Below are 24407 nucleotides of genomic sequence, written 5' to 3'. Positions count from 1 at the left end.
GGCAGCATGTAGGCGCCCCCGTCATGGCGTCCTCGGGATGAGGACGTCCGGCGCAGCAGACTCCCGGCAGCTGTGACGCGCGGCGCGGGAACCCGGCCACTCCTCCGCTCGACGGCTGGACCCGGCCCACCGGGTCGCCTCTCCGGCCGTCCCGTGGGCTTGGTTCCCAGCGTCATGCTGAATGCACTGTCCGGACAGTCCGAGAGATCCAGACGGGTGAGTCGACAGCCGGGGACGACTGTGCGCCAGCCGAAGCAGAGCAGCCCTTCCTGCAGTTCGATTCGGACGCCGGATGGGAGTCGTACCAGCGGATGAGTGCGCGGGCGGCCAGGGCGCCGTTCCGGTTGCCGGTTACGGCGGCCAGGTCCGAGCCGAAGCGGAGAACGAACGTGGAAAGCCACGAGTCGATCTGATCCGGGTGCGGCGGGAGGAGCTCATGGTGGCCGTGAAGGGGGCCCTGACGCCCGAACTGGAGGTGGGTGCGACCACCGCTGATCATCGGCGTGTGAAAACTGACGAGGGATGGAGAACGCCCAGGTCTCCCTCTACCTCATCTACACATCCCAGCACGGGCACGCCGGCATCGACCGTGCCCTGTACCTGCCCAAGTCCTGAACCGGCGACGTTGACCGACGCGAACAGGCCGCCGTCCGTACTGCTACTCGGCCCGCCCAGTGCCGCTGTCCACGCTGGTCAGGGTCGCGGGAAGCCGATGGACGGTAGAAGCGACGTTCCGGAGGTCGAAGGGACTGGCGGACTGGGCGAGCAGCAAGTACGCCGCTGGGACCCCTGGCACCGCTGGTCCACCTGGCCCCGACGCCACCCGTCAGACCTCCGCTTACGAAGATCACGATCTGAGGCTGGAGTGGCCGTTCGTCTCTCCCCCACGTGAGGGAGGCGGATGGTCCGCGCGGCGGATGTGGTCGGTATGGGTGCTGGGGATTCTTGAGTGTCAGTGATGCGGAACTGGGGGTCACGGTGTCTGTTCCTGCGAAATCGCGCACACGTACCGGCGCCAGCCCGGCGTTGGAGGACGCGGGGTGGGCGGTGTGGTCGCGGCGCTGGCCCGCGTGGGCGCCGCACGCCGCCGCGGTGTGGGGCGTGTCGTTCGCCGCCGTCCAGATCACGTGGGCTGCATCAGGCGCCACCGTGCCCTGGTCGCCGGATCTCGCGTATGCGCCGACGGTCCAGCTCCTCCTGGCGGCGATCGCCGTCCTGGCTGCGGGTGCCTGCCTGGCCACTACCCGGACGCTGCCCAAGGGTGGCCGAGTGATGGTGGCGGCGGTGCTGATCCTGGCGGTCCTGGTGTCTGTGATGGGGATGGCCAGTCTGCCGGCGTACTTCGTGGTGCTGGCGTCGTTCTCCGGGGTGGACAGTGTCACCGGCCTGGCGCATGACCTGTTGAGCGCGCTGGGCGCCGCCCTTCTCATCCTCGTCGCAATGTCGTACCGCCGACGGCTGCGAGGCAGGTGCCCTCGGTGCGGGCAGGACCACACAGGCGGTTTTGACGGTCCGCTCGCGCACCCTGGCCCGTCCCTCGCCTCGAAGCGAACCCGAGTCGCGGTCTACCTGCTCATGTGCGGGCTCCTGCCGTGGGCGGGGGTCAAGACCATATGGACGTTGGGCGGCGATGCCATCGGCGTCACGGCCCACCGGTGGCGGGAGGCGAACTCAGGCGAGTCGGGACTCGCAGAGGCCCTCGCATCGGTGGGAATCGATGTCACCGTGCTGGCCGCAGTGGCTGCGATCTTCCTGCTGCTGGGACTGCTGTACCCGTGGGGACAAGCGTTCCCCCGATGGACCCTGATCCTCTCCGGACGGCGGGTCCCACGCCTGCTGCCCCTGCTACCAGCGTGGTCGAGTTCCGTCGGCCTGTCGGCGTACGGAGTCTTCCTGCTGATCTACGCCCCGCTCAGTGCCACTGGAGTACTGCCGAAGCTGAAACCGTCGGGGGCGTTCACTAGCAGTTCCGGGATCACCTGGATGGTCGCCTTCGGCGGCCTGGCCTTCGCCGGCCTGGGCTTCGGCCTCATCGCGGCCGCCCGTTCCTACTCCGCCCGGACCCTCCCCATCTGTGCCAGTGCCGCCACCCCCGTACCGGCACCGTCCGCGTAGCGATCGAGCTCTGCCAGCCCCGCAGGCGGGGTTACGATCTACGGCTGGAGTACGAAGAGCCGTCCCGTTTGGTGCGGGGCGGCGTCCGGTTGGCTCGAGTGGGGCCGTACTCACCGCTCGGTGATCGGGCGTGCTCCGGCCGACTGGGTCGGCGTGGATCCACATCGATGAGGTGCCGTGCTGACTCGCTCACGGCGCGTCTCGCGGAGGTTGGATCAACTGTGTGGATTGAACTTGTCGAAACTCTTCCCGGGCCCGCGGTTCTCCGGCCCCCGGCTTCGGAGTCGGAGCTGCTCCGCTGCGCCTCATCCCTCGGGCATCCGCTGCCTGTGGACCTGGTCTCCCTGCTCCGTGAGAGCAACGGCATCGAGGGTGAGTACGGGGACGGGCTCATCTGGTCTGCCGAGCGGATCGCCTCCGAGAACCGGACCCTTCGCGATGACGGCGAGCTCGCAACGCTCTACATGCCGTTCGATCCGCTGCTCTTCTTCGCGGACGCCGGGAACGGTGACCTGTTCGCACTCCTGCCAGGTCTGCGGCGACCCGATGTCTTCGCCTGGAATCACGAGGACGACAGCCGTACGTGGGTGGCACCGAGTCTGGCCACATACCTTGATTGGCGGCTGACGGGGCAGATCAAGCCATGACAGCTCGGGCCGCGGAGCCAATTGGGGAAATTGCTGTGCCGCCACCCTGCGCAGCCCTCCGGCTTCACGGGTTCCAACCGCGGCACCACCAGGAATGCATACCGTGTTGACGCGTGAGAGTGCCAACAGAGCTCGATTACCGGCTCTTGGCGTACACGGCACCTCGACCGGCTACGGTCGGCTGCGGTACCGACGGGATTTGAACCCGCGGACAGATAGGGGCAGGTCCGCCCCGTCTCCGTCAGTCGCCGTGAGCGGGGCCTCGCCCACGTCGATCGCAATGGGCCGCTCTGCCACGGCACCGCAGCCTGCGGGAATGCGCGCCATCCCGCTCCGGCTCAAGGTAGAGGATCGGCCTCTGCGCAGCGAGCTCTTATCCAGCACCGGCAACCACTGCCGCAGGGCCGCAGAAGCTGAGCCACAGCCCGTGAAGTAGCAGCGGTGGGGCAGAAGTCGGAGATCTTGAGCGCTGTGGATGTCCACCAGGAATGACGTCACTCTGCGGTGGCGACGAGCGGGATCCGCGCGAATTGTTGGTCTGGCCGGCGCTGGTGGTGGGGCATCCTGCTGCGATGAATGATGTCGAGGTGACGTGGCAGTCGTGGTTGTCCGGACTCACACCGTCGAAGCGAGTCGCGGCGGAGTCGCTCCGGACGCAGTTCGAGGCCCTCGGTGCGGCTGACGCGCCGGATCGGGCGCGGTCCGAGATGGATGAGGACCTGCCTCAGCTGGCACGGCTCGTGCTGCTCCGCTCCTTGTGGCGGGGCGCGATCGACGGCTGGGCCGACCCGGGGGCTGTGGAACAGGTGCCAGCAGCTCGACGCTTGTTGGATGCAGGGGCAGCCCGGGACGACCTGGTGCTGCTGGCTCGGGCCGTCGCCTACGAAGCCGTACTCGCCGTGGTGGACGAGCTCGACTGCGGCGGGGACGTGAACGTGTCCGGAGTCGATGTCGGCTGGTCAGTCATGGAGTCCGGCGAGGACGGAGGTCTCACCGGCCGCCCCCTCTCGGGTCTTCACGAAGATCTGCTGACGATGGACCCGAGTGGACGCGAGGGCGCGGATCTGTGGCGTTAGTCTGGCCCTGCACAGCACGCTGAAACAGCGCGACTGGCCATCAGCGCAGCACGCTTTCGACACCTGACGCTGCTGTTTCAGCTCGGGGAGTTCCCCTCGACCGCCTCGTCCCCAGCTGCCAGTGGCACCCCTGGGCGCCGAGGGGGTGCTGCCGCCGTCCCTCCGCGAGCTCCTCCAGGACCTCATCGGCCGGAATGCCGCTCCTACGGAGGCGTAGGGTGCGCGGTACGGGCTGATGTCAGAGCCACGTCGTAGCGTCGAAGGCGAGGGTCCGGACCCCACGGACCACGCACGACGCGAGGAGCAGGCCATGGGCGAGATCAGTGTCGACCGGCAGCACCTTGACGGCTGCTGGCCGACAGCACGAGCACGTACGGAGCCCCCTACCAGCGAGCCTTCGCCGACATCGCCGAGGCCCGCCGCGGCCGGCCCGCCGCCGAGATCCTCCCGCTGTTGCGCCGGGCCGCCGCCGACGCGCTGCTCGGATTCACGGACACGGACCTGCGGGAGCAGGCGGAGGCCATCAGCGCGGGCGAACCGTACGTCCTGCGCGTCACGGTGGCCTGACCTCACCGCTCCGCGCCGCCTGCGGCGACCCCCCGCCGGGGTCAGGCCCTGCGCCGGCCACCTTCTCGTACGGCTCGGCCTTCGTCAGCGACGTCAGCTCCCGGCCCTTGGCCGTCAGGCCGGAGCGCGCCCGCTTCTTCGAAGCCGGGTCCTCTTCTCTCCGCCCGGCGCCCGACCTTCTCGCGGAGGGTGTCGTGGAACGACTCCGGCTCCCACTCCATGGCCAGAGCGTCGATCGGCTGCATGTCCATCGTCACCTCCGCCGCCGTCGCCTCGACCTTCCCAGGTAGGTCGGGCACCTCGGCTCTGGTGACGGCCGGGGCTTCTCGCGAAGGGGTGGCCGCGCCAGTCGTAACGGGAGCGGCGTGGGGTCGGGGGCTGTCGGGTTGCCCGTGCCGCCCCGTACTGTGCGGTAGCAAGGGGGGCCGTTGCTTTCGGCTGCGCGTCATGCGGCGCGGCATCCGTGGGCAAGGGCAACCGTGAAGACGACCACGGGGAGTCCGGGTGTTACGGGCGATAGCGAGTGCGGCTCTGGCGGGGGCGCTGGTGCTGGTCCCGGGGCCGGCCGCACAGGCGGACGGGGGCGCGCGGGTGGGGACGGTGATGCACCAGCTGCAGGGGCCCCACGGCTACACGCTGGCAAGAGCGGAATTGCTGAACAACGCCGGCCAGGTCGCCGGCACTGCTCACAACCCTTGGGGCCCGGCCGTTCACTTGCGGTGGGAGGCCGACGGGTCGTTCACCCGGCTGGCTGACCTCGGAGGTAGCGCCCAGGGTGCTGCTCTGATCGCCAGAGATCTCAACGACCGCGGGATCATCGCCGGCGACGCATTCACCCCCGACCAGCAGCAGCACGCCGCGACCTGGGATGCTACCGGCGCGATCCGGCGCCTGGAGGAACCGGCCGACTTCCTCTCCAGCTCGGCCGTGGACGTCAACAACGTCGGTGTCGCCGTGGGGTACCTCGGCAGGTACAGCACGACGCGCGCGGTGCGCTGGGACCGTGACGGGAGAGCGACGTTCCTGGAGGAGCTGCCGGATACCCTGCGCAGCAACGTCTACCGCATCAACGACAGCGGCGAGGCCATCGGCGAGATCGCCTTTTCCCAGTGGCACACCGTCGGGGTGCGTTGGGACGCCGCGGGCAAGCTCAAGGTCCTCAAGAGCACGGACGGACCGGCCGGCGGAGTCGACATCAACAACCGCGGCACCATCGCCGGCGCCTCGTACGACCCGACCACCCACACGCACGTGGCCGCCCGCGCCCTGAGATGCTGCGACTTCCGCCCGATGCAGGGCGCCAGCCCCGACAGCTCGATCAAGGACGTCAACAACCGCGACGTCTTCCTCGGCCACACCAAGAACGACGGAACAACCGAGACCGTGCGCTGGGACAACACCGGCGGCATGACCGTCCTCCGCCCCGCCCTGGGCGCCACGGACACGACCGTGCATCAACTGAACGACTCGGGTGTCGGAGTCGGGCATTCGGGTAACCGTGCCGCCTACTGGGACGCCAGCGGCCTGGGACAATACCTGCCGGTGCCGTCCAACGTCTCAGGTTCTTACGGCCTCAAGATCAACAACAGCGGTCAGATCCTCGGCTCGGCCTGGGTTGACGGGAGTCTCGTCAGCGTGGTCTGGAAGTAGGGCGATCGGGCCGTGCTGATGTGATGAGGAGCGATGCCCGGCAGGACTCGTCGTATCTGTCGGGCATCGCCGGTCCGGTGAGGACCCCGGCCGGGCTGGCCGAGCGGGCGGGCCGGGATGCTGGGCAGCGACGGCCTGGAACCCCCATCCGGGTACCGCAGTCCAGCTGACTGCAGGGTCACGATGCACCAGGCACCTTCGTCATGGGCGCCCACCCTCAGCGGGCCGGGTCGGGGCACGGCATTCGCACAGCGCTGTCATGCGGCGCAAGTGGTCTCGCATCACCTTCACCCACTGCTCTAGCCGGGGCCGGTGGGAGCCGCGGCATAGGCGCCCGGCAACGCGTTCGGCGACGGGATGGACGGACTGCGCGGAGCCCAGCTGACGAATGTCCAGGAGCGGCGGCGTACGGCAGAGCGGCAGGGCTCTCCGGCCGTACCTGGTGATGTTCATGCGCAGGAGAGTGCACACCTCGGCGGCTTACCGTCTCGGGCTGCCGCGGCGGCCCGCCCGACGGGAGCTGCGGCAAAGACTTGGTGATGGCTTCCCCTCCGGCGGGAAGCACCCCGCGGAGCGTTGGTCGGCAACAGCCGACCCCCTGCGGGTAGGCCCCTGCGCGCCGCCCAGGGCGCGGCCGGGGGCCGGCCGGCGTCCGGCGGGGCCGGGGCCTGGCCGCGGCAAGCAGTGCAAGCCGATCGGGGACGGGCCGTGGGCTACGCGTTCGTCGGATGAGCACGTGAAGGCGTGAGGGCGATGGCGATGAGGAGTACGAAGGCGAGGACGGCGGTGCCGGTGCGGGCGTCGTTGAAGAGTTCCCAGCGGTGCAGGATCTGCGCGTGGTCAGGCGGCGCGGTGGTGGCGGCCCATGCCTTGATGCGGCCGTTGATCGGGACGTTTCCGAGCCGTGTGATCAGGAACGAGGCAACGGTCAGGAGCCCCGCTGCCCCGGCCTGGCGGCGGGCCCGGCCGCGTACGGACGCGGCGAGCGCCAGCGTACTGAGGGCCGAGGCCGCCATGGTGGCCTGCATGGTGATGCCGTTCATCTTCATCAGCTCGGCGTGGAAGCCGAGCCGCATCTCGATCGGCACCGCGTTGAAGGTCGGGACGAGGTTGGCGGCCCCGTAGCCGAAGGCGCCGGCCAGCAGGCCCGTGGAGAGGAGTGCCAGGCCCAGTAGGAGCCGGGAGCGCACGGCCTTCACCGCGCGGTGAAGCGGGCGGCAGCCTCGCCGCCGAGGCGGCCGGACGGCAGACGGCGGCCGACTGCGAGCAGGAGGAGGTCCTGGGCGGCTCCGTACACGGGCGCCGTACCGAGGCCGTACGACCAGTCGATGGCCTGCGCGCACGACCGGACCCCCGTGAGGTCGACGCCGAAGAACTTCAGGCCGCGCGTCTTGAGGTCGTCGAGCAGGATGCGCAGCCGGGCCTCGGGAACGCGCCGGTCGAGCCCGAGGGCGGTCGTGACGTCCGGGCCGTGGACGACGTCGTGGCCGAGGGCGGCGGTGAGTCCGCCGACCGGAGGGGTCCACGGGTGGTGGGCGTTGTCGCGGAGCAAGGCGCTGAGCCGGGTGGGGCAGTGGGCGGCGGCGTCCCGGCGGGCGACGCGGTCGGTCATGCGGTGGAGGCTGCCGCGGGGCTTGAGTAGTTCGCCCAGGGTGGCGGGGAGGGAGAACCAGAACCCCTTTGACATGTGGGCGACGACCTCGCGGACGGTCCGGCCCGCGCCCAGGCCGGGGGCGTTCCGGACCTTGTCCACGAGGGCGTCGAAGAGTGCGGCGGGCTCGCGGCGTTCGGCGGCTATGGCGGCCTTGATCTGCATGTGATCAAGCCTGCGGGGCGCTGATCCATATGGCCAATAGATGGTTCTGCTGCCACCCAGCATCGCTGGTTATGGGACTCCGGCAGCTGCGCTATTTCGCCCCCGTCGTCGCAGCGGTGGCGAGCAGGCCGTGCCGTCGGGTGCCGGTCCGGAAGCCGGTCGATTGCCGTGAGCGTGCCCGTTCCTACGGGAACGTGGAGCGGCACCGGCTCCCGGGCCGGGCGCGGTACCGACCAAGCCCCTCACCGCCCCTGCGGATGCCCGGGCGGACAAGCCGCGTGTTCACGTCACCAGTCGCAGCGACGTTCCCGCAATGCCCACTCGTACGCTCTGGCCCCAGGTCAGTTCCAGGGCATCGGCCTCCATCCCGTCTCCGAAGACGACGATGCGGTCCGACTCCACGGTCAGGCGCAGTTTCTGCGCCCGTCCGAGCTCACCGGCGACCCTCGTCGTTCCGGTCGCGGGCGAGGGCCAGGCTTCGCGTACGAACCACAGGAGCCGCGGGTCGCACGGCGCGGGCAGCTCCGCGGTGCTGCCGCGCTCCAGCCACAGGGAGCGCAGCCAGCCGGTGGCGCCCGTGCCGGTGCCCACCAGCACTCCGGAGGATGCCTGGGCCTCGCCCTGGCCGTTCTCCGTGTCCGGGCCCAGGCGGTAGCGGGCCGTCTGATGGCCGGGAGGGCCCAGGTAGATCTCGTTCAGCGCCAGGATGCGCTGGCTGTCGTCGGCGACGGCCTCGACCATGGTCAGCTCATCCGCCCGGCCCCCGGCAGCGATCGCGGCGCGCAGCAGGGCGGCCGTGTCGGCGCAGCGGTGACGGACCAGGATTCCCGCGTTGCGCCCCGGGTCGGTGTCGATGCCCACGACAGGCTGCCCGCACAGGTATTTCGCGGTGTTGGCTACCAAGCCGTCCTGGCCGACCACGACCACCACGTCCTGCGGGGCGAACAGGAAGCGGTCCAGGTCCGCCCGCTCCACCCGGGAGCTGCGCCAGGTGAGCGGCACCGCCGCCGCCACCTCCCGCAGCGCCTGTTGCACGCGGTCGTGGCGGCGGACCAACTCGTCGATCGAGCGGCCCCGGCTGGAGAGGAAGAAGGCGGCCTGCCCGTGCGTCCCGTGCCGGGCGAGGAGTTCCTCGTACTCGGTCCTGCGGTGCACGAGCACGGCCCGCGGGGCCAGGCTCACGCGCCCGCTCCGCCCTCGGGACGCCCGAGCCGGGTGAGGAGCCCGGTGAGGACGTCCGGAGAGAGGGTGATGCTCTCGATCCGCGGCAGGTTCTCCGCCAGCCGGGTCGCCGCCATGGCGCGCAGCGTGCCCGGGTCGGCTTCGCCGTGCACCCGCAACCAGGCGGCCTGCGCCTCGGCGCGTGCCGCGCCCGTCTCGCGCGCCGCTTCGGCGTCCGCGCGGGCCAGGGAGACCTTGCGGGCCGCCTCGGCTTCGGTCCGGACGGCGTCCGCCGCCGCGTTCTCCTCCGCCTCGCGGCGGGCGTTGATACCGCGCTGGTCGACCAACTGCTCCTCGCGACGGGCGAGTTCGATCTGACTGGCCAGCTCGTTCTCCGCGATGGCACGCTCGCGCTCGACGGCAACGGCCCGCCGTTCGTAGGTGGCCCGGTCCGCCTCCTGCTGGATCTGCTCGCGGGCCGGAGTGCGCAGGGCGCGTTCCACCTCGGCCTCGGGGCGGATCGCCACGACGCGTACGGCCACCACGTCGATGCCGGTGGCCGGGAGCCTGGGCTCGGCGGCGAGACCGTCGGTGACCCGCTGCCGCACGGAGGTGACGCCATCCACCAGGGCGACGGCCAGCGGGGTGCGGGCCAGTACGTCCAGTGTGTGCTGCTGTGCAGTCTCGGTGAGAAGAGTGGCGATCTGCTCCAGGGGAGCGCCGCGCCAGCTGCCGGTGTCCGGGTCGACGGAGAAGTCGAGCCGGTCTGCCGCCTCGGCCGGGTCGCTGATCCGGTAGGTGACGGTGGCCTGCACGGTGACGTCCTGGAAGTCGGCGGTACGGGCGTGGAAGGCCATGGCCAGCTCCCGGTCATCGACCGGCACTTCGGACAGCGCCGCCGACAGCGACCGGTACCAGAAGCTGAGCCCCCGGCCGTCATGGACGAGTCGGCCGCGCTTGTGGTGGCGGACGTGAGCGTTGGGCGCGGAGCGCAGATGACGCCAGCCGAAGCGCCGGGTGATGTCGGCCATGGTGAACCCCCTTTATTTCGTCGATGTGACGATAATAAGTATGCGTCATATCGTCAAGCGGACGAGAAGCGGTCCGGCTGTCTCGGTCGAACCTCGGAACACGCCGAAGCCAGGCCGGAAGTTCCGAAGCGGTAACCCCCGGGCCGGCGGCGCAATACCGCCACCGGCCCTCCTTCCCTGATGGGCGTCGATGGTTGCGCATCGACCGGCGTCAGGGGCGTCACAGGGTCACAGGGCGTTGAGTTGCCCTGGATTCCGCTCGGGCTTACCCACGACCTGGTCCGCCGTTTCTCCGCCCTGCTCGACAACCGCGGCGCGGGGCCCTTGAACGACTGGCTGAACGACCTGGCGAACTGCGGACTGGCCCCTGTCGCCGGTTCCATCAGGCGTTTCTGCAGCTCGACGTTGGTGATTCGGCCTCGTTGACCCCGGAGTTCGCTCCGGCGTCCCGCTTCTGGGCCACCGAGTCATCCTCATTGCCCGCCTCCGCCGGCGCTACGCGGACCAGCCGACCGCCTCCACGCGCCGCCGTGGACCGGAAACGAAAAAGGCAAGGAGAGCACTCTCCTTGCCACTCTCAACTTATAGCGCGACCCGGGGCTTGCCGCAAGGCCCCGGGCAGGGCGCAGAATCGTCGCCCGAGTCATGACCGCCCCGGAGGCATCGCAGTGAACGAGCAGTACGTGTGGGACTTTCACCAAGTGGACGCGACCCAGGTCGCGACCGTCGGCGGCAAAGGCGCACACCTGGGCGCCCTGTCGCGCATCGAAGGAGTGCGCGTCCCGGGGGGCTTCTGCGTCACGACCGGAGCCTTCCAGCGGATCATCGCGCAGGCACCTCCGGTCGGCGACCTGCTCGACCGGTTGTCGCACGTGAACCTGGACGACCGGGAAGCGATCCGCACGCTCAGCGCGCAGATCCGCCGGACCGTCGAGAAGACCGCGGTCCCGGACGATCTCGCGGCGGCGGTCACCCGTGCACTCGCCCGGTCCGGCGAACGGGCCGCCTACGCCGTTCGGTCCAGCGCCACGGCGGAGGACCTGCCGACGGCCTCCTTCGCCGGCCAGCACGACACGTACCTCAACGTCGTGGGGCCGACGGCGATCCTCCAGCACATCAGCCGGTGCTGGGCCTCGTTGTTCACCGAGCGCGCCGTGGCCTACCGCCTTCGCAACGGCATCGACCACCGTACGGTCCACATGGCCGTGGTCGTGCAGCAGATGGCCTTCCCGCACGCGTCCGGCATCCTGTTCACGGCCGATCCCGTCACGGGCAACCGGAAGGTCGCCACCATCGACGCCGGATTCGGCCTCGGCGAGGCACTGGTCTCCGGCCTGGTGAACCCGGACGTCTTCACCGTGCGCGACGGCGAGGTCGTCACCCGGACGATCACCGCCAAACAGCGCGCCCTGACCTCCCTGGCGGCCGGCGGCACGCACGAGGTGGCGGTCCACCCGCAGCAGCAGGAGCAGCCGGCGCTGACGGATGCGCAGGCCCTACGGCTGGTCGAGCTCGGGCGGCGGATCGAAGCGCACTTCGGCTGCCCCCAGGACATCGAATGGTGCCTGGTGGACGACGGCTCGGACGACGGCTTCCGGATCGTGCAGAGCCGGCCGATCACGACGCTGTTCCCCGTCCCGGAGAGCGGCGACCGGGACGACCACGTCTACGTCTCCGTCGGCCACGGGCAGATGATGACGGACCCCATGAAGCCGCTGGGGTTCTCCATGTGGCAGCTGACGGCCATGGTGCCGATGCACGAGGCCGGCGGGCGGCTGTTCGTGGACGTCACCCAGCGCCTGGCCTCGCCCGCGAGCCGCACCGTTCTCCTGGACGCCCTCGGCAAGGGCGACCCGCTGGTCCGGGACGCTCTGGAGACGGTCCTCGCACACAACGACTTCGTTCCCTCGCCGCTCCCTCAACCGGGCCCGGTCCCCGGCGGCCTGCCGCCCGGCGGTGGCGGTGCGCCCGACGACCCGATCGAGACCGATCCGGCCATCGTCACCGAACTCATCGAGCGCAGCAGGGTCTCCCTCGCCGCCCTGGAGCGCGACATCCGGACGAAGAGCGGACCGGCGCTGTTCGATTTCCTGCTGGAGGCCTTCGAGGAGCACAAGCGCCTCCTCAGCGATCCGCTGAGCATTCAGGCGATCATGGCGGGCATGGAGGCCACGTGGTGGCTCAACGACAAGCTGGGGGAGTGGCTGGGAGAGAAGAACGCCGCCGACACGCTGACGCTGTCCGCCCCTGACAACATCACCTCGCAGATGGGGCTGGCCCTACTCGACGTCGCGGACGTCATCCGTCCGCTGCCGGAGGTGGTGGCGTTCCTGCGCGACGTGCAGGACGACGGCTTCCTGGACGAGCTGGCGAAGCTCCCGGGAGGACCCGGGGCCCGCGACGCCATCGAGACCTACCTCGACCGGTACGGCATGCGCTGCGTCGGCGAGATCGACATCACCAGGCCGCGCTGGCGCGAACAGCCCAGCACGCTGGTCCCTGTGATCCTCGACCACGTGCGCACCTTCGAGCCGGGTGCCGCCGAGCGACGCTTCGAGCTGGGGCGGCAGAAGGCGCACCGGATGGAACAGGAGGTGCTGACACGCCTGCGCGCCCTGCCGGACGGGGACCGCAAGGCCGACGAGACCCGGCGGATGATCCACCGGGTGCGCACCTTCATCGGGTACCGGGAGTACCCCAAGTACGCCATCATCAGCCGCTACTTCGTCTACAAGCAGGCCCTGATGGAGGAGGCCGAACGCCTCCTGCAGGCGGGCGTGCTCGCCGAGCGGGAGGACGTCTTCCATCTCACCTTCCCGGAGCTCCACGAGGTCGTCCGCTCCGGCCGGCCGGTCGACCCGCGGCTCGTCCGGCAGCGCAGGGAGGCGTTCCGGGCGCACCACGCGCTCACTCCGCCCCGCGTGCTCACCTCGGACGGCGAGGCCCTCACCGGCTCCTACCGCCGGGACGACGTCCCGTCCGGCGCCCTGGCCGGCGTGGCGGTCTCGGCCGGGACCGTCGAGGGACGGGCCCGGGTCGTCCTCGACATGGCGCAGGCCGATCTCGAAGCGGGCGACATCCTGGTCACGGCCTTCACCGACCCCAGCTGGTCGCCGCTGTTCGTCCGGATCGCGGGCCTGGTGACCGAGGTGGGTGGCCTGATGACCCACGGCGCGGTGATCGCCCGGGAGTACGGTCTGCCGGCCGTCGTCGGCGTGGAGCGGGCCACCCGCCTGATCCGGGACGGCCAGCGGATTCGCGTGCACGGCACCGACGGGTACGTCGAGATCCTCCCCTGACCGGCCAGAGCGGCCGCGCCGGCAGTTCGCGCCACCGCCGCGCAACCGCGTGAGGGGACGATCACTGGCCGGGTGAGCCGACGACCGTGAGGGTGCCGGTTAAGGCGCGCACCGAGCAGGCGACCGCGGAAGGCCGGCGCAGCCGCACACCGTCCTCGGGGGCAGAGGCCTCCAGGGCGGGGCCGCGGGCGCGGTCGCGGAGTGTCGCGGCGGTCCGGCCTGGTCCGCTTCGGGAGGCCGTGGCAGGCGCCGGTGACGCCACGTAGCGGCCCGGCAGGGGAGCACGCGCCGCGGGGCGCCCTCATTCCACCTCACGGAGCAGGTGGGTCGCGATCCTGCCCTGAGGGCGTCAGGATGGCGTCTCCTCGGTCAGCAGGGCGAGGAGGCCGGGGAAGCGCTGCTCGATGTCGGCGCGCCGCAGAGTGGCCATGCGGCTGTTGCCACGGTTCACCTGCTGGATCAGGCCCGCCTCGCGCAGGACGCGGAAGTGGTGGGTCACGGTTGCTTTCGACACGGGCAGTGTGAACGAGCTGCAGGTGCGGGCCGTGCCCGCGGCTGCTGCCGCCAGTTCGCGAATGACCGTGCGGCGGAGCGGGTCGGCGAGGGCGGCGAGGACCTTGCCGAGCTCCATCTCGGCAAGGTCCGGGTGGCCTTCTGCGTCGGGCACGGGTCTTCCCCCAAGGTCGTGTGCGGCACGGCATCGATCAGGTACGAGTTGCATCGTACCTTGAAGATCGCTAACGTGTCGCAGGTACGAAACTCACCATACCTTCCTCGTTCGGCTGCCCACGCGGGCGGCCGGATCGTCAAACCAGGGGGACACCCATGACCGAGCCACTCGTCACCCTCGTCGGGACCGCCCGGCCGCGGCCGGAACGCGCCGCAGAGCTGCAGGAGTTGCTGTTGTCCTTCGTCGAGCCCACCCGGCGGGAACCCGGCTGCCTGGAGTACCACTTCCACGAGGACCGTGACCGCCCCGGCGTGTTCGTCTTCTACGAGGCGTGGCGCTCGCAGGCCGACCTCGACGCCCACCTCGCGCTGCCGCACCTGCGCGAGTTCTGGGACCGGCGCATGGAATACCTCGAAACCGATCTGGAAATCAGCTTCCTCACCATGCACAGCCCCTACGGCCATTTCGCGACCTGATCGGTCTGCCGAGGAACGGTGCGACGGCGGCGAGGACCAGGCGCTGGAACTCGGTCGGGTCGAGCGCTCGAACTCTCACCGCAGCGGCCGGCCGGGGGTCGAGCCCGTACTGGCGCGCGACCCCCGGCGACCCACCAACCGCCATGCCTGGGCGGTGTGCGCGAGCAGGTCCGGCGTGGGGACCGTGACCAAGCATCCGGCCAGGCGCTGCGCGCCACTCACGGGTCTCGGCACCGGCGTCGGCGTCGGCGTCGGTGAAGACCCCCTCACCCGGCAGCAGCGGCGGTCGCACGGGGTGCCGGGCAGGGGAGGGGCGCCGGGATGTCCGACGAGGAGTGAGCTGGGAAACCCGCAGCGTGCCCGTGGGTCATCGAAGGCGGTCGATGAGGTCCGGCAGGTCAGCGAAGGAATCGAGGACGTGGTCGGGGGCGTCGGAGGCGCCCTGGTGGGTTGCCGGAGCATACTTGCCGGTCTTCACCAGGACTCCGGTGATGCCGCAGCGCTGCGCGGCCAGCACGTCGGTTTCGATGTCGTCGCCGATCATCAGCGTTTCGGCGGGGTCGGCGCCCAGTTGGGCGAGAGCGTTCTCGAAGAACGCGGGCGCCGGTTTGCCCGTTACCTCCGCCCGCGTGCGCGCCGCCTTCTCCAGGCCTTCGAGAAAGGCTCCGGTGTCGAGGTCGAGTCCTCCCTCGGTACGCCAGTACAGGTTACGGTGCATCGCCACGAGACGGGCCCCTCGCTGCAGGTAGCCGAAGATCCGGTTCAGGGCCTGGTAGTCGAACTCCGGACCGGCTCCGCCCAGGACGACCACGTCCACCTCTCCTTCGTCGACGAAGGTGGCCCCCGTCAGGTCATCCCGCACGTCCCCGTTGTTGAGCAGCACACATCGGGCACCGGGGAAATGCTCGCGCAGGTAGGCCGCCGTGGCGGCCGGAGCGGTCAGGACGTCCTGCTCGGCGATGGGAAATCCCAGGTCGGACAGGCGCGCGGCGATGGAGGCGCGGGTCCGGGAGGTGGTGTTCGTCAGCAACACCAAGTCGATACCGGATGCGCGCAGCCTCTCCATGGCCGCCACCGCGCCGGGCAGAGCCTTCCAGGACACGGTGAGGACCCCGTCGATGTCGATGAGAACGGCTCGGATTCGCTTCATGGAGCCGACGGTAGCCCGGGGAACGGCCCGACAGGCCGCACTGCCCGCGGGTCCCGTCGTGCTCGATCACATGGAAGGTCACCGTCTGTCCCGTCAGCGGTGTGCCCGTCGCGGGGTTCTGTGTGCACACCCGCCGGTTGGACTCCTGCGGCATCATCCGCTCCTGCAACACGTCCTTGACGATGATGCTCCCGTTGCCGGGTAGGCCTGGCGTGCCACCTTCATGCCCTTGCCGATGAAGGCGCCACGCCCGATCGGGCACTGTGATGCACGTGGCGCACGGCACCCGTGCCGGACGGTGCCGGTGCCTTCGGGGTGCGGCCTCCTGGGGCTGCGGGCGCCCAGCGTGCCAGTACGAGACCGCGCCGCCGGGGCGGAGGGGTAGGCGAGATGCCCAACTCCCGCAGGCGGTCGCCGAGCCGGAACTCGATGTGGTCGGGTCGTCCGAACTTCCGTCGTACGCGTACGGCCACGGGCAACTTCCCCGCGTCTGCCCTGTACGGCCGGGCGGCGCGAGGCCGCATGTGCACCTGACGTGCCCGACGCGCCCCCGCGGTACTCCGCAGTCCCGGCCCGCTACGACAGTCGGCTGGTCCGCGGCCGACTCGGTGGCGCGGGCCGGGCGGTCCCGAGCGTGAGCTGGTAAGCCGTCACTTGTCACTCTCCTGTCACTCACCACAAGGAGGATGCTCCATGCCGGGCACGCCGACGTCCCGACGACTCAACCGCCTGTTCGCCGCCTGCCTGGGCGCGCTGCTCGCGGTCGCGATGCAGGCCGCTCCCGCCCGGGCCGACGTGGGGGACGTGACGGAGTACCCGATCACGACGCCCGAGAGCTTTCCCGCCGGGATCACGGCGGGTCCGGACCGGGCGATGTGGTTCACCGAGTCCGGTACCGACAAGATCGGACGTATCACGACGGGCGGCATTGTCACCGAGTACGCCGTTCCCACCGAGGCGAGCTTCCCCTTCGACATCACGCAGGGCCCCGACCGCGCGCTGTGGTTCACCGAGGGTGCTGCCGACAAGATCGGGCGGATCACGACCGCGGGCGCGGTCACGGAGTTCCCCTTGCCCGTACCGGGCAGCTTTCCCACAGGCATCACACTCGGTGCCGACCGTGCCCTGTGGTTCACCGAGAACGGTACGAACAAGATCGGGCGGATGCGGCCTGATGGCACCGTCACCGAGTACGCCATCCCCACACCGGACAGCTTCCCGTACCACATCGCGGCCGGCCCCGGCGGCGTGTGGTTCACGGAGTTGATCGCCGGCAAGATCGGCCGTGTCGACTCCTTCGGCAACGTGACCGAGTACCCGCTGCCCACCGGGTTCGAGTTCCCGTCCGACATCGCGGCCGGCCCCGGCGGGATGTGGTTCACCGCGTCCGACCAGATCGGGCGGATCACCCCATCGGGCTCCCTCACGCTCTTCCCCCGGCCGAACCCGGGCGGAGGCGCCGACGGAATCACCCGCGGCCCCGATGGGAACATGTGGTACGCCGACCAGTTCGGCCACATCGGGCGGATCACCCCGACGGGGGCCATCACCGAGTTCCCGGTACCGGGCGGCCCGGACAAAGTGCCCTTCAACATCGCGACCGGCCCTGACCGGAACGTCTGGTTCACCGAACTCCTCGGCAACGCCATCGGCCGCCTCGAAGCCCTCCCGGGCCGGGAGGGCAGACCGAACGCCGCCGCCCCGCAGTCGACCCCGACCGGTACGCGCCACGAGCGCCCCCGCCGCTTGTTGCCCTGCGGCACTGCGACACCCCCCAGGGCGGCCTCGTTCTGCCGCTGACGACACATCCGGGCCCGGCCCTCAGAACAGCCGTGCCGGGCCCGGAGGCCAGCGGCCCCAACGTAACGGTGAGAGTCCTTCTGCGGACCAGGACGGGTTGCCGCCAGGCTCGACGCCGGTGATCCGGCATGACTCGCACCACAACTGGCGCCCCGTCAGGGGCTGCCGTTCCCCCGGGACGTCTGCCGGACATCGGCACCGACCCGGCCCACCCACCGGTGTTCCGGACCGTCGAGGGCGGCGCCGACACCGTGGACCGAGCGTCCCTGTGGCCACGTCCCCATGGGTAGCCTGCACCGGTGCCCCGCCTCCACGCCGCGCGCGCCGCCCGAACCCCTACGGGCGCCGAGTGCTCAGCGCAACCGCGGTGTACGCGACCCGCGCGTCCCGATCGGTGTCGACGAGCGACACCATCACCGGATTGCTCCCGACCGGCGCCGAGGCCGTGGCCCGGACACGAAGTCGCTCCACCCACACCGCGTCCCGTGCGAGCCCGGTACCCCCACGTACGAGCGAGTAGGGCAGCACATCATTGGCCACCCGCAGCTCCGCGGCCCGCCACACCCCACTCCGCGCATCCCACCGCTCAAGCACGTACGCCGGCCCCGAACCGCCATCGGGCTCGCCCGGCACGGACTCCACCTGAAACACCAGCGCCAGGTGCCGATAGGCCACGGCGTTCCCATTACGCACCGTCACCGTGAACTCCTGGGCGCCGCCACCGCGAACCAACCGCACCCGACCCCCGTCGGCACCCACCCACATCCCCAGCCGCGTACCCGCCATCACCGCGGGGGAGGGATCAGCCGGCCGCCCGCCGCTCACAGAGGCCGGAGCCGAGCCCGCACCACCAGCTCCGCCGGCTCCTCCAGACGGCGTAGCCGAGGCGCCTCCACCCCCCGACGGAGCGGTGCCGGACGGCGTGACCTCCGGTGACGCTGCCCCCTGCGAGGCGACGACCCCCGTCGGCCCGTCCGCAGCCCCACCCGAAGCGGCACCCACCCCGGACGGCGACGGCCCACACCCCGCTACTACGGCGGCGATCACCGGCCCTGCGAGGGCACCACACCACCGCGACACACGGGACCGCAACGACGCGGCGTCTCTCTCCGACATGACGTGGGACCGTATCGACCCCCAGCCACCCTCCGGACGCGATCCGGTAACACTCGGGCATCACCTCCGCGCACGGTCGTCGAGGCCGACCGGCTCTTCGGCAGGGGGATGATGCCGGCCCAGGGGCGAACTGGTACCAGCAAGTCGAGTGCAAGTTTGCTGCAACTGGGCTTCGCAGACTGGGTGTCGTGTTGCCCTTACCGCTCTCGGAGAATCCATGCTGAACTGTTTCCTGGCCCCTCGCCGGGCCCTGGGCGTGCTCGCCGCGGTCCTCGCCGCTGGTATTGCCCTCACGGCGTCGCCGGCCCGGGCCCATCCCATCCCAAACCGCGACTACGTGAGCGAGATACGGCCGCTGCACACGTCTGGCAAGTGCCTGGAGATTGCCGACCGGCGCACCGACAACGCGGCGCCCGCCCGGCTCTGGGAGTGCACCGGGCAGCCGAACCAGCAGTGGCGGATGTCCGTGGACCGCACGTACCCGACCCGCTATTTCATCAAGAACGTCCACAGCGGCAAGTGTCTTCAGATCGGGAACCTGGCCAGAATCAACGGCGCGGGTGTCAATCAGTGGGACTGTAATGGCAGCCCGAACCAGCGTTGGGCCCGTACCGACCGCAACCCCGACGTGGTGGTCGGGGAACGGTTCGACGGCGGACCGCTCCTCTGCCTCGACGTCACCGACTGGCAGACCCACAACGGCGCGCGCGTACAGGTCTGGGACTGCAACCCCGCCGCCGCCAACCAGAGATGGATGTGGCATCTCAAGTTGTGACTCCGGGGTGACCTGTGCCCGCACTCGGCGTTCACGCCGCGGCAGCAACGGCTCCAGGCCACAACTGATCCGACACGATCGACGGTGACGCTCCCACGCAGGACCGAACGCTCAACTCGTGCCCCGGACAAGGCGACCGGGACCGATCCACCTCATTGTGTCAGCCGTTGTGAAACGTGGCCGGGACCTTGGCCCGCCGACCGTCCCCGGCGGACACCGAGATCACCGTGGTCAACGCAGAGCCGGACTTCGTCCAGCGGCTGCGTTTCGCCGCAGCTCTCGCGTGCGCCGAGGTCCGTGGGGTCGTGAGGGCCGCCCGGAGCGGGTGGTGACGTTCCGGCCGGCCTCTGGGGCTTCAGGCCGTCGGGCACTTGGCGCGGGCGGTGAGGCGTTCCCAGTTGCGGTGGCCGATGTCGGCCTTCTGCTCGTCGGTGAAGGGCGAGTTCTCCAGGAAGGAGCGGGCTTCGCCGTTGCTGGTGTCGACGTAGGAGAATCCGCCGGGGCGGAAGCCGTAGGTGAAGGGGTAGTCGGTGGAGTACAGCATGCGGTCGGTGCCCATCACTTCGGCGGTCCAGCGCAGGTACCGGGGGCTGTTGGTGCCGCTCCCAGCGACCCAGAAGTTCTGCTTGAAGTAGTCCGCCAGGGGCTGGCGCAGGCGGCCTGCTTCGCCGAAGAAGCCGGTGTGGTCGAGGTAGAACAGCGCCACCTCGCCCCAGTGCCCGGCGATCACCTGCAGGTCGGGGAACCGGTCGAAGACTCCCGAGAAGATCATGCGCAGGTACTGGACGCCGAGGTCGTAGTACCAGCCGAGCCCGGCTCCGGCCAGGACGGGGCCCATGGGCTCGGGGAGGTCGGAGTAGTAGGCGTCGATGACGGGCTGGACCGGTGTCTGCGGGTGGAAGTGCAGCGGCACGGCAAGACGCTCGGCCATCGCGTACAGCTCGTCGTTGTCCGGGTGGTCGGCCAGCTTGTCCCCGGTGCGGCCGTACAGCATGGCGCCGGGGAAGCCCAGCTCGCACACGGCGCGCTCCAGTTCGGCCGCGGCCGCGGCCGGCGACTGGGTGGGAATCGCGGCGAACGCCTGGAAGCGGTCGGGTCGGGAGGCGACGATGTCGGCGAGCTGGTCATTGGCCTCGCGCGCCACCGCGACGGCGTCGGCCTCGGGCAGGTCCTGCACGCCCGGAGACGACAGGGACAGCACGGCGACGTCGATGCCCTGGTCGTCCATGTGGGCCAGCCGCTGCTCGCCGACCTCGTGCAGGTTCTTCGCGATCGGGCTGTCCCCGAAGCCGCGCGAGAAGATCTGCGGCGATCCGGCCCGCTGGTACGCGTCGTAGACGGCCGGTACGACGACGGTCTCTTCCACCCCGATGATCCGCAAACGGTCGGACATGACGGTTCTCCTCGCACACCGATGTTTCCAGTGGAACTCATCCAACGTTACCACCGATAATTTCGACGGCAACATGAAATCGATAACAGCGATAGCGTCTCGGTCCCGATGACGCTACCGTTGCTTCCATGCCTGTTGAACCGAACCTCGCCCGGCGCGCCGCGGAGCCCGGCACTGCCGCGCGAGAGCAGACGCGCCGCCGGATCATCGAGGCCGCGACCGGCCTGCTGGAGCGCGGGGGCCGCGACGCGGTCACCACCCGGGCGGTCGCCGACGCCGCCGGACTGCAGCCGCCAGCCCTCTACCGGCTGTTCGGCGACAAGGAGGGGCTGCTGGACGCAGTGGCCGAGCACGGCTTCACCCGGTTCCTGGCAGCCAAGCAGCAGATCGAACCCGCACCGCATGATCCGGTCAAGGAACTACGCGACGGCTGGGACACCGTGGTCGAGTTCGGCCTGGCCAACCCCGCGCTGTACGCACTGATGTACGGCGAACCCGCCCGGTCCACGACCGTGTTCCGGATCGGCCTCGAACATCTCATGGACCGAATCCGCCGCATCGCCGCCGCGGGGCTCCTGCGCATGGAAGAGGGACTCGCCGCCCAGATCGTCCACGCCACCGCCAGCGGCGCCGTCCTGACCTGGCAGTCGGTCCCCGAGCCCGAGCGAGACCCCGCGCTCCTTGTCGCCCTGCGCGAATCGATGATCACCACCATCACCACCCAGGAGCCGGCTGTGGAGGAACCGGGGCCGGGCGGCGCTGCCCGTGCCCTGCGTGCAGCACTGCCCGGCCAGAACGCCCTCAGCCAGGCCGAACAGCAACTTCTGACGGAATGGCTCCGGCGACTGTCCGCATAACCGCCCCACGACCGGCCTCCAGTCCATGATCGTAGGCTTGGCATAGTGATTTTCAGCCATTTCCGAAATCAGGAACAGCAATGAGACTGCTGAGGTGAATCGGCACCGTTGCAGGGGCGACCTCCACTGACCTGTGCAGACTGGAGGTGTGCGCGAGATGCCCGTCGGTTGGACGGCGGAGCGCGAGCCCCTGCTCGCTGCAGCCGTCGTCGAGGCCGTCGATGCAACCGGCGCGTATGCGGCGAGTGTCTTCCTTCGCTCTCGCGACCGCCGGTCCATCGTGCTGACTGCGACGTACGGGACAACACCCTCCCTACTCGGTGGCTGGCGTCTCATTCCGGTGAGCAGTCCCATCCCCGTCGCCGTGGCATACAGCACCGGGCGCACCGTCCACCTGGCCGACGCGGACGAGACGATGCGCCGGTTTCCCCAGCTCGCCGTGGCGCTGCCGTACGCCTTCGGCTCCTGCTCCGTGCCGGTGGCCGCAGCAGGGGAGACTTTCGGATCGCTGGCGATCGTCTGGGCGACCTCACCCGGCAACGAGGGCGTTTCCAAGACTCGGCGCCGCAGGTTGCGCTCCATCGCCGGGCGGCTCGGCGACTCCCTGATGGCCCTGCGTGCCCGTACCGGCGATCCGGTGGAATGCGATCCGGGTACGGCTCCGGTCGAGATCCCGGCTCCCGTCGCCAGGGCTGTGCTGGTGGGCCTGTTCGACTGGGACCTGGCCTCCGGCACGTTCACCGTGGACGACGAGTTCTGCGCGGCCTTCGGTCTCGATCCCGGTGCATTCGACGGCCGAGCCGAAACGCTGGCTGCCTGCCTGCATCCCGGCGATTTCGCCGCGTTCCGGGCCCTTGCCCGGGAGGCATCCGGCGGAAGCCGGATCACGGCGCGCCGCCTTCGGATACGGGAGCGCGGGGGCAGCGAGCGCCACCACACGGTGGAGTTGTGGGCGCGCCGACTGGAGACCGATGACGCGGGGGCGCGCATCCACCTGATCGGTTCGGTCGTGGACGCCCGGGCGGGCCATGCGGCTCTGGTCGCGGTCGAGCGGTTGCGGGACGGGGTGTTCTCCCTCGCCCCTGACGGGCGGGTGACCTACGCCAACCCCAGCGCTCTGCGGCTGTTGGGCGTTTCCGGTGAGCAGGTGCTGGGCCGGGTTCTGTGGGACGTGGTGCCCTGGCTGTCGGACCTGGACGTCGAGTACCGGCACCGGTCCGCGATGATTTCCCAGACACCGTCGTCCTTCCTGGCACGCTGCTCGCCCGACCAGTGGCTCGCCTTCTCCCTCCACCCCCAGCGCGACGGGGTCACCGGGCGGGTGGTCCCCGACACCCGTCCCCCACCCGTGTCAGCAGTCGGCGTGGACGCGACCGCAGGGGCGCCGGGGCGGATGGGCGTCATGTACCACGTCCTGCAGTTGGGCAGTGCGCTGACTGAGGCGGTCACGGCACGGGAAGTCTGCCAAGTTCTGGCTGACCAGCTGCTGCCAGCGTTCGGGGGGCAGCAACTGGCGATCTACGTGGTCCGCGGCAAGACGATGCACCGGCTCTTTCACACCGGCCGCCATGAAGACTTCCTCGACTGGCTGGAGGGCGTGCCGCTGCATGCCCGCCTGCCCGGCACGGAGACGCTCACCTCCGGTGCGCCGCTCTTCATCGAGTCGCAGGAGGACCTCTCCCGGGGCTACCCCGGCATCCCCGTCGGAGAGGTGAGCTCCTGGGCGTATCTGCCACTGATCGCCTCCAGCCGCCCTGTCGGCACCTGCGTTCTGGGCTTCGACGAGGCCCACCGGTTCACGGAGAAGGACCGCGGCGTCCTCACCGCACTCGCCGGGCTGATTGCCCAGGCCCTGGAACGAGCGCGGCTCTACGACTCGGAGTTCGCCGTCGCGCGGGGCCTGCAGCAGACCCTCCTTCCCCACCGGCTGCCAGTGGTCCCGGGCATCCGTACCGTCGCGCGCTATCTGCCCGGCACCAGTGGAATGGACATCGGCGGCGACTGGTACGACGTCATCCCCGTCGAGAACGGGGTCGCTCTCGTCATCGGAGACGTGCAGGGGCACAGCATCGCCGCCGCGGCCACCATGGCCCAGCTGCGCAGCGCAGTAAGGGCTTTCACCGCTGTGGGCAACGCCCCCGGCGATGTGATGGCGGGCGTCAACCGGACCCTCATCGATCTCGACCCCGGGCTACTGGCCAGCTGCTGCTACGTGCGCCTCGAACCCCGCAGCCACCAAGCCCACGCCGTCACCGCCGGGCACCTTCCACCCCTGCTCCGCCGTCCCGACGGCCCGACCGGCGCCCTTGACCTCGACGTCGGCCCGCTCCTCGGTGTGGAGTCCACGAGCGCCTATCCCCCGACCCGGATCGCCCTACCACCGGGTTCTCTTTTCTGCCTCTACACCGACGGCCTGGTCGAGGAACCGGGAGCCGACATCGACGTGGGGATCGACCGCCTACGGACATCCCTGGCCCACGCCTACGCCGAATCCCTGGACGAACTTGCCGACCGGCTGCTGCACAACGCTCGGCGCTCCTCCTACCGTGCCGACGACATCGCTCTGCTCCTCACCGAGTACGGCTCCCGTCACGGCTAGTACTCCAGCACTAGTTTGTGCTTTGGCCTGGGGAAACGTCGAGCGGTGGGAGTGACAGGGCCTTCGAGCAGGCCCCCGACCAGGCACGGGAACGCCGTTCCCGTGGCGCCGATCTCCGCCTACTTCCCGTGGTCGCCGAGCAGGCCCGCAGCTTCCTGTGGGCTTCGACCATCTCTTCGGCCGCCTCAGCCAGCCTGACCAGCAGGGTG

At 70.2% G+C, this 24407-nt stretch carries 18 protein-coding genes, 1 tRNA gene and 1 pseudogene; 11 read left to right on the top strand and 9 right to left on the bottom strand.

What is annotated here, in order from left to right:
* Nucleotides 1-638: 638 nt before the first annotated feature.
* The 3 genes and pseudogenes from ACZ4VL_RS07415 to ACZ4VL_RS07405 all read left to right on the top strand — a co-directional run.
* Nucleotides 639-808: pseudogene (locus ACZ4VL_RS07415) on the top strand (IS701 family transposase); the annotation flags it as partial.
* 137 nt (nucleotides 809-945) lie between these two features.
* Nucleotides 946-2115, top strand: coding sequence for a hypothetical protein (locus ACZ4VL_RS07410; RefSeq protein ID WP_468196944.1), 1170 nt, complete (start codon nucleotides 946-948; stop codon nucleotides 2113-2115).
* 167 nt (nucleotides 2116-2282) lie between these two features.
* A complete protein-coding gene (locus ACZ4VL_RS07405) occupies nucleotides 2283-2762 on the top strand; it encodes an SMI1/KNR4 family protein (RefSeq protein ID WP_468196941.1) in 480 nt (159 codons plus the stop codon).
* A gap of 184 nt (nucleotides 2763-2946) precedes the next feature.
* Here ACZ4VL_RS07405 and ACZ4VL_RS07400 read toward each other — a convergent pair.
* A tRNA-Arg gene (locus tag ACZ4VL_RS07400) sits at nucleotides 2947-3065 on the bottom strand.
* A 185-nt stretch (nucleotides 3066-3250) separates the two neighbouring features.
* On the opposite strand from ACZ4VL_RS07400, the gene ACZ4VL_RS07395 reads away from it, so the two are divergent.
* Both ACZ4VL_RS07395 and ACZ4VL_RS07390 read left to right on the top strand, forming a co-directional pair.
* Complete coding sequence (locus ACZ4VL_RS07395) at nucleotides 3251-3838, top strand: hypothetical protein (RefSeq protein ID WP_468196939.1); 588 nt, start codon at nucleotides 3251-3253, stop codon at nucleotides 3836-3838.
* A 1170-nt stretch (nucleotides 3839-5008) separates the two neighbouring features.
* The gene (locus ACZ4VL_RS07390) at nucleotides 5009-6055 is read left to right on the top strand and encodes a hypothetical protein (RefSeq protein ID WP_468196936.1); all 1047 of its coding nucleotides are present in this window, start codon (nucleotides 5009-5011) and stop codon (nucleotides 6053-6055) included.
* A 713-nt stretch (nucleotides 6056-6768) separates the two neighbouring features.
* Here the strand turns inward: ACZ4VL_RS07390 and ACZ4VL_RS07385 are convergent.
* The 4 genes from ACZ4VL_RS07385 to ACZ4VL_RS07370 form a co-directional block, all read right to left on the bottom strand.
* Complete coding sequence (locus tag ACZ4VL_RS07385; protein ID WP_468196934.1) at nucleotides 6769-7245, bottom strand: anthrone oxygenase family protein; 477 nt, start codon at nucleotides 7243-7245, stop codon at nucleotides 6769-6771.
* A gap of 5 nt (nucleotides 7246-7250) precedes the next feature.
* Nucleotides 7251-7871 carry a maleylpyruvate isomerase mycothiol-dependent enzyme family protein gene (locus ACZ4VL_RS07380; RefSeq protein ID WP_468196932.1) on the bottom strand — a complete coding sequence of 207 codons (621 nt, stop codon included), beginning with the start codon at nucleotides 7869-7871 and terminating at the stop codon, nucleotides 7251-7253.
* Between the two features lie 282 nt (nucleotides 7872-8153).
* Nucleotides 8154-9053 carry a hypothetical protein gene (locus ACZ4VL_RS07375; protein ID WP_468196929.1) on the bottom strand — a complete coding sequence of 300 codons (900 nt, stop codon included), beginning with the start codon at nucleotides 9051-9053 and terminating at the stop codon, nucleotides 8154-8156.
* Entirely contained in the window at nucleotides 9050-10063 is a 1014-nt protein-coding gene (locus tag ACZ4VL_RS07370) for an SPFH domain-containing protein (protein WP_468196927.1), read from the bottom strand. Before ACZ4VL_RS07370 ends, ACZ4VL_RS07375 begins: the two co-directional genes overlap by 4 nt.
* Before the next feature lie 668 nt (nucleotides 10064-10731).
* Between ACZ4VL_RS07370 and rph the strand changes: the two genes are divergently transcribed.
* Entirely contained in the window at nucleotides 10732-13362 is a 2631-nt protein-coding gene (rph, locus tag ACZ4VL_RS07365; protein ID WP_468196925.1) for a rifamycin-inactivating phosphotransferase, read from the top strand.
* Nucleotides 13363-13711: 349 nt separating this feature from the next.
* Here rph and ACZ4VL_RS07360 read toward each other — a convergent pair whose 3' ends face one another.
* Complete coding sequence (locus tag ACZ4VL_RS07360; RefSeq protein WP_468196923.1) at nucleotides 13712-14029, bottom strand: ArsR/SmtB family transcription factor; 318 nt, start codon at nucleotides 14027-14029, stop codon at nucleotides 13712-13714.
* Nucleotides 14030-14187: 158 nt separating this feature from the next.
* Here ACZ4VL_RS07360 and ACZ4VL_RS07355 point away from each other — a divergent pair, with 158 nt between their 5' ends.
* Nucleotides 14188-14508 carry a putative quinol monooxygenase gene (locus ACZ4VL_RS07355; protein ID WP_468196921.1) on the top strand — a complete coding sequence of 107 codons (321 nt, stop codon included), beginning with the start codon at nucleotides 14188-14190 and terminating at the stop codon, nucleotides 14506-14508.
* Between the two features lie 367 nt (nucleotides 14509-14875).
* Here the strand turns inward: ACZ4VL_RS07355 and ACZ4VL_RS07350 are convergent, their stop codons facing one another.
* Nucleotides 14876-15658, bottom strand: a complete 783-nt coding sequence (locus ACZ4VL_RS07350) for a TIGR01458 family HAD-type hydrolase (protein WP_468196918.1) — start codon at nucleotides 15656-15658, stop codon at nucleotides 14876-14878.
* Nucleotides 15659-16351: 693 nt separating this feature from the next.
* On the opposite strand from ACZ4VL_RS07350, the gene ACZ4VL_RS07345 reads away from it, so the two are divergent.
* Nucleotides 16352-17458, top strand: coding sequence for a Vgb family protein (locus ACZ4VL_RS07345; protein WP_468196916.1), 1107 nt, complete (start codon nucleotides 16352-16354; stop codon nucleotides 17456-17458).
* Nucleotides 17459-17794: 336 nt separating this feature from the next.
* Here the strand turns inward: ACZ4VL_RS07345 and ACZ4VL_RS07340 are convergent, their stop codons facing one another.
* The gene (locus ACZ4VL_RS07340) at nucleotides 17795-18157 is read right to left on the bottom strand and encodes a hypothetical protein (RefSeq protein ID WP_468196914.1); all 363 of its coding nucleotides are present in this window, start codon (nucleotides 18155-18157) and stop codon (nucleotides 17795-17797) included.
* A gap of 634 nt (nucleotides 18158-18791) precedes the next feature.
* On the opposite strand from ACZ4VL_RS07340, the gene ACZ4VL_RS07335 reads away from it, so the two are divergent.
* Nucleotides 18792-19349 carry an RICIN domain-containing protein gene (locus ACZ4VL_RS07335; RefSeq protein WP_468196911.1) on the top strand — a complete coding sequence of 186 codons (558 nt, stop codon included), beginning with the start codon at nucleotides 18792-18794 and terminating at the stop codon, nucleotides 19347-19349.
* A gap of 355 nt (nucleotides 19350-19704) precedes the next feature.
* On the opposite strand, the gene ACZ4VL_RS07330 is transcribed toward ACZ4VL_RS07335, so the two are convergent.
* Nucleotides 19705-20742 carry an amidohydrolase family protein gene (locus tag ACZ4VL_RS07330; RefSeq protein ID WP_468196909.1) on the bottom strand — a complete coding sequence of 346 codons (1038 nt, stop codon included), beginning with the start codon at nucleotides 20740-20742 and terminating at the stop codon, nucleotides 19705-19707.
* A gap of 128 nt (nucleotides 20743-20870) precedes the next feature.
* Here ACZ4VL_RS07330 and ACZ4VL_RS07325 point away from each other — a divergent pair, with 128 nt between their 5' ends.
* A complete protein-coding gene (locus ACZ4VL_RS07325; protein ID WP_468196907.1) occupies nucleotides 20871-21599 on the top strand; it encodes a TetR/AcrR family transcriptional regulator in 729 nt (242 codons plus the stop codon).
* A gap of 364 nt (nucleotides 21600-21963) precedes the next feature.
* Nucleotides 21964-24198 carry a SpoIIE family protein phosphatase gene (locus tag ACZ4VL_RS07320; protein WP_468196905.1) on the top strand — a complete coding sequence of 745 codons (2235 nt, stop codon included), beginning with the start codon at nucleotides 21964-21966 and terminating at the stop codon, nucleotides 24196-24198.
* Nucleotides 24199-24407 lie beyond the last annotated feature (209 nt).

Source organism: Streptomyces sp. NPDC029014, assembly GCF_055564695.1.
This window is presented reverse-complemented; position numbering and strand designations above follow the sequence as displayed.

Bases quoted from the DNA above. Each gene is read 5' to 3' on its own strand.
- ACZ4VL_RS07345 (WP_468196916.1), top strand. From the start codon at position 16,352: ATGCCGGGCACGCCGACGTCCCGACGACTCAACCGCCTGTTCGCCGCC.
- ACZ4VL_RS07350 (WP_468196918.1), bottom strand. From the start codon at position 15,658: ATGAAGCGAATCCGAGCCGTTCTCATCGACATCGACGGGGTCCTCACC.
- ACZ4VL_RS07405 (WP_468196941.1), top strand. From the start codon at position 2,283: ATGAGGTGCCGTGCTGACTCGCTCACGGCGCGTCTCGCGGAGGTTGGA.
- ACZ4VL_RS07335 (WP_468196911.1), top strand. From the start codon at position 18,792: ATGCTGAACTGTTTCCTGGCCCCTCGCCGGGCCCTGGGCGTGCTCGCC.
- ACZ4VL_RS07355 (WP_468196921.1), top strand. From the start codon at position 14,188: ATGACCGAGCCACTCGTCACCCTCGTCGGGACCGCCCGGCCGCGGCCG.
- ACZ4VL_RS07380 (WP_468196932.1), bottom strand. From the start codon at position 7,871: ATGCAGATCAAGGCCGCCATAGCCGCCGAACGCCGCGAGCCCGCCGCA.
- ACZ4VL_RS07325 (WP_468196907.1), top strand. From the start codon at position 20,871: ATGCCTGTTGAACCGAACCTCGCCCGGCGCGCCGCGGAGCCCGGCACT.
- ACZ4VL_RS07370 (WP_468196927.1), bottom strand. From the start codon at position 10,063: ATGGCCGACATCACCCGGCGCTTCGGCTGGCGTCATCTGCGCTCCGCG.
- ACZ4VL_RS07330 (WP_468196909.1), bottom strand. From the start codon at position 20,742: ATGTCCGACCGTTTGCGGATCATCGGGGTGGAAGAGACCGTCGTCGTA.
- ACZ4VL_RS07390 (WP_468196936.1), top strand. From the start codon at position 5,009: ATGCACCAGCTGCAGGGGCCCCACGGCTACACGCTGGCAAGAGCGGAA.
- ACZ4VL_RS07395 (WP_468196939.1), top strand. From the start codon at position 3,251: ATGACGTCACTCTGCGGTGGCGACGAGCGGGATCCGCGCGAATTGTTG.